The 4,170-nt window shown below is 41.5% G+C and carries 4 protein-coding genes; 1 reads left to right on the plus strand and 3 read right to left on the minus strand.

The annotated features are described in order from the left end of the window. Both AC1DSE_RS31535 and AC1DSE_RS31540 read right to left on the minus strand, forming a co-directional pair. On the minus strand, positions 1-904 hold a 904-nt coding region (locus AC1DSE_RS31535), incomplete at its 3' end, for a ZIP family metal transporter (RefSeq protein ID WP_477528780.1). Between the two features lie 18 nt (positions 905-922). Beyond that, positions 923-1,786: a multicopper oxidase domain-containing protein gene (locus AC1DSE_RS31540; protein WP_372239017.1), complete on the minus strand. Its 864-nt coding sequence runs from the start codon at positions 1,784-1,786 to the stop codon at positions 923-925. Between the two features lie 534 nt (positions 1,787-2,320). Here AC1DSE_RS31540 and AC1DSE_RS31545 point away from each other — a divergent pair. Then, positions 2,321-3,046 carry a hypothetical protein gene (locus AC1DSE_RS31545; RefSeq protein WP_477510272.1) on the plus strand — a complete coding sequence of 242 codons (726 nt, stop codon included), beginning with the start codon at positions 2,321-2,323 and terminating at the stop codon, positions 3,044-3,046. A gap of 14 nt (positions 3,047-3,060) precedes the next feature. Here AC1DSE_RS31545 and AC1DSE_RS31550 read toward each other — a convergent pair. After that, positions 3,061-4,170 (minus strand): glycoside hydrolase (locus AC1DSE_RS31550; RefSeq protein ID WP_477528781.1); only part of this gene is annotated, 1,110 nt, incomplete at its 5' end.

The following is a 4,170-nucleotide window of genomic DNA, read 5'->3' on the forward strand; positions in this document are numbered from 1 at the left end:
CCGCTATGCCAATCCCTTCAGTAATGTTATGCAGCGTGAACCCAATAATAAGGAAGGATCCAAGCGCAGCCTCACCCGCGGCAAAAGCAGCACCTATCGCAAGCCCTTCACCGAGATTATGGAGACCTATTCCACTCGCGATTTTGAAGGATACCTGCTTGCCAGGATCATTATGCTGGATTGCCTTTTTGGATTTCGTCTGATCAATGGCTATGAGGAATAAGAAGCTTAATGCCGCTCCGAACCAGACTAGGCCTGTGCCTTGAAATACGCCGGGTGCTTCCGCACCAAGCTCTAATCCTTCTTGTATGGTATCCACAGCAAGAAAAAATAAAAGTCCAACTGTAAATGCCAATACCGCCTGAATGCCTTTGCTTGAGAAGCGACGCATAAAAGGATACCATAACAATCCCAGCCCAACTGGAACGATACCGACATAAAAACCTATTAGTGAATATTGTAGAAATCGATTGGTATCGGCAGTTGGCGTTTTCATTGCAGCAGGTACATCCCCTGTAAATATTAGTCCGTTAGAGGTGATAAGCTTAATTTGATGAGGATCTCCCTCCACCCAAGGATAAGGAATATAGATCGTCGAGCTGCCGAATCTCTCAAGCGTAGAACTAGGTGAGTAGGAAGCATTCCAAAAAGAATCATCGACAACAACTTGAGCAACCGTCAGCTCCTTTGGCCCAGAATTAAGTATACGAACTTCAAATCCATCATCCGTCAAAATAATACGTTCAAAATTGAGCACTTCAATCGGAGCCGCTTGCTGTTCTTCTACACCTGTACCCCATGAAGCGATAACAGAAATCAAGCCAGCCAGTAGCAGCAAGGGCATTATGCCAAGCAGCCAGACTGCTTTTTTACCCAGCTTTTTATTTATTATTTCACTTTGCACATCGCACACCCCCTCTACTTAACCGACTTCAAAAAATCCCATCCAGCCGAGCTCCGTAAACTCACTTTGATGAGCATGGAACATATATTTTCCAGGAGCGGGAAACGTAACTTCAATGATGCCTCTCTCCCCTTGGCACTGCATAATCGTATCTGTATATTGCGGCCTCGCATCTGGGTCAGCGCCGGTGGCATAATAGTGAAAAAAATTAGCATGCAAGTGAAAGGAGTTAATCGGATCAAATTCCGTTAAATTACTTAAATAAATACGAACCAGCTCACCCGTTTTCACCTTAATCGGTCTAGATTGGTACGCAAATGCGTAGCCATTGACCGTGTAAACCTCGTTTTCGCCATCTAAGTCCAGATCAAAGCCATTCATGACCATACTTAGCTCTTTTGCAGGTTTCCTTGGTTTCTTAGGATCAATAATGAAGTGACCATATAGGCCCTTGTGAATATGTCTAATCAGCGGAGGAACATGACAGTGATAGGGCTGCAGCCCTGCTGGCTTGGCTTCAAATTCATACACAAATTCACTGCCCGTCGAAATAGGCTCTAAACCATCCATGTGGGTTGGATGAATACCGTGAAAATGTATGGAATGCGGGTGCGCGGACCCGTTCCCGAACTTGACTCGTACGATATCTCCCTCCGTACAACGAAGTGTCGGCCCTGGAATCGTGCCGTTGAATGTCCATCCTGGAAATTTAATGCCCTTCGCTATTTCCACCTCAGCATCCCATGCCTGTATATCGTATTCTCTAATCGTCCTGCCATCTGGAGAAGTACTAACGACCCCGTAATCAAAAGCCGTTAATGCTTTTACTGCCGCTTCAAGCCCCGGCGTTGAATCGGTTCCCGGATCATAACCATGCGCCATCCCTTGTTTCATCTGGTCTTTGAGCGTATGATGCATTTCTTCCTTCCCCATCGCATGAGCAGACCTGCCAAATAATGCACTTGTATTTAAGAAACTGCCTCCGATCACACCTAGTACGCCGGCAGCTCCGACCTTAAGGATGTTTCGTCTTGAGAACTGCTGATTTGGATCAAATACCATTCGATTCACCTCCATGTTAATATAAGGGATTAATTTTGCCCTAGAGCAAAATTATTAATAAAAAAAATTTATTTTACTTAAGGACAATTAGTTTACCTTAGGAAACTTTTTTTGGTATGAGTAAAATATATGCTAACCTAGGCATGTTGTAAAGTGTTTTTTATGAAGCTTGTATTTGCTCGGGAGAATACTGCATCAATGAAAAAAAGGCTTCCCTCAAGTTCGATAAACTCACGGGAAACCTCTCTCTCCTATTTCGTAGAAGAATATGAATCACAATAGCCTGCAACATACGAGCAAAAATCTTCGTTTAGAATTGTAGTTCATTATTAATTAAAGTGGAGACAAAACTAGATGAGAAAAAAATTACTGCTACCTCTTCTTATTCTTTTGATAATCGCAACAGCTGTGTTATTTATCATAAAAAGTCTTCAAACTGATCCATTAAAAAAGTCCATTTCCATTGAACAGAAACCATCCGAGAATTCATCTGATACACTCATAGTCAAAGACGAAAATGGAGAAAACTTAAAGCTAAAGATTAACGCTATTCCTCCGTATAAGCAATATTTACAATCGCAAGAGGATAGCAAGACCGAAATCGAGCGGACCCAATCAGAAGCGCTCACTCTCTCCACTCAAGAACATTTCATATTGTTAAAGTACAGTTGTGGAAATAAGCAATGTTCAACCATTTTAGTGAAGGAAAGCAACTCCACAATTACAAGTCTCGCTTTGGGTGACGGCATTTTTCAAGACTATCAACTATCTCCGGATAAAACAGAGCTGCTGTTACGATACGGTTATAGCGAAGGCGGAGAAATTGTTCGTCATACGCTGATTGCTGTTGATTTATTAACTATGGAAAAAATACCTTTTGAATCTACAGCGTTAACGAACGAATACATGTCTACTCCAATCTGGCCTATACTCGGCTATCAATGGATCGAGAAAGATCGGTTTATGATCGAGTCGGCTGATTTAGCATCATCAGATTATGAAGCCGTGAAACACTGGTATACTTCAACTGAAAAGAAAACAAAAATCGTTGAAATCTCTATAAATAAAGCTGAAAATTAGAGCCCATTCCTTTTTTATTTCTTTGTGGGCTCTTTCGGTGTATAAATCGTTTTATCATTTCCATCAAGGATTAGCGCTGATTTCGCTGGTATCACCTCGCCTTGAAAGTTAAAAGAAGCTTCCGAGAAGTTAGCCACTACTTTCAACGCTTTACCATATTCCGTCATCTGAACGAGTTTGTCCTCTGTTAGAACCTTATAATTCGTCATTTCTTCTTTTATCGCTTTTTTACTAAAGCTTGACCATACCTTAGAATGATTCACTATGGTTTCCTTATGTTTTTCCCACTCATGTTTATCTAGATGATATAACGGAGGCACATTATAAAGAATTTCATACAGCATTCGATTCGAAATTTCATCTTCTATTTTTAAAGTTCCCCAGCCCCACCAATAAGTCGTGATCACGGAATTGTTGTAAACTAACTTATACAATGGGATCGTGTAGCTAGTATCCAAAAACAGCTTCTTGTACTTGTCCTTTAACGGTATTTGCTTAGCAAATAGTTCGGGAACTCCGCCGTTGCTCGAATAATATCTTCCTACATAATATTCGCTTTCTTTATTTGTGCTCATATCCTTATCCATCCATGAGAATGATGGCGTCTCTATTCCATGCGCAAAAGCAACCGTTTGGTTAGCAAAATCGTTGCCACCCTCTGTTCCAACGACCAGCTTCCATTCTTTTTGCAAATACGCCATTCGCTTTATTCTAGCCTGAATATCTTCTTCTTCCGTAGTCACATGCTCTGGCGAATAGTCATCGAAGATTTCTCCAGTACCATCCGTATCTAGAAACCATGAGTTAAAAGCTAGACCAGTATTGAAAATCGATGTTACTCTTTCTTCTACACTAGGCAAGGCAAGCGTTGGGTTGAGCTTTCTGCCTTCTTCTTGGAACCCTACAATTTTTCTCTCATTCTTATCGGTCACCGTCGCATGCTCGTAAAGGGAAGTATCCTTAAACTTAGCCGTCGTCCATTTCTCTTTTCCTGGTTCATGGATTGAATGATACGAGTCATAGGTGCCAATTAAATAACCAAGACTTTCTGCCTCTTTGACAAACGCAGGTTTAATAAACCCTTCCTGCCAATCATCCAAACCAATCCACATATTGTCGAGCCC

Source organism: Paenibacillus sp. 01L418, from assembly GCF_056400045.1.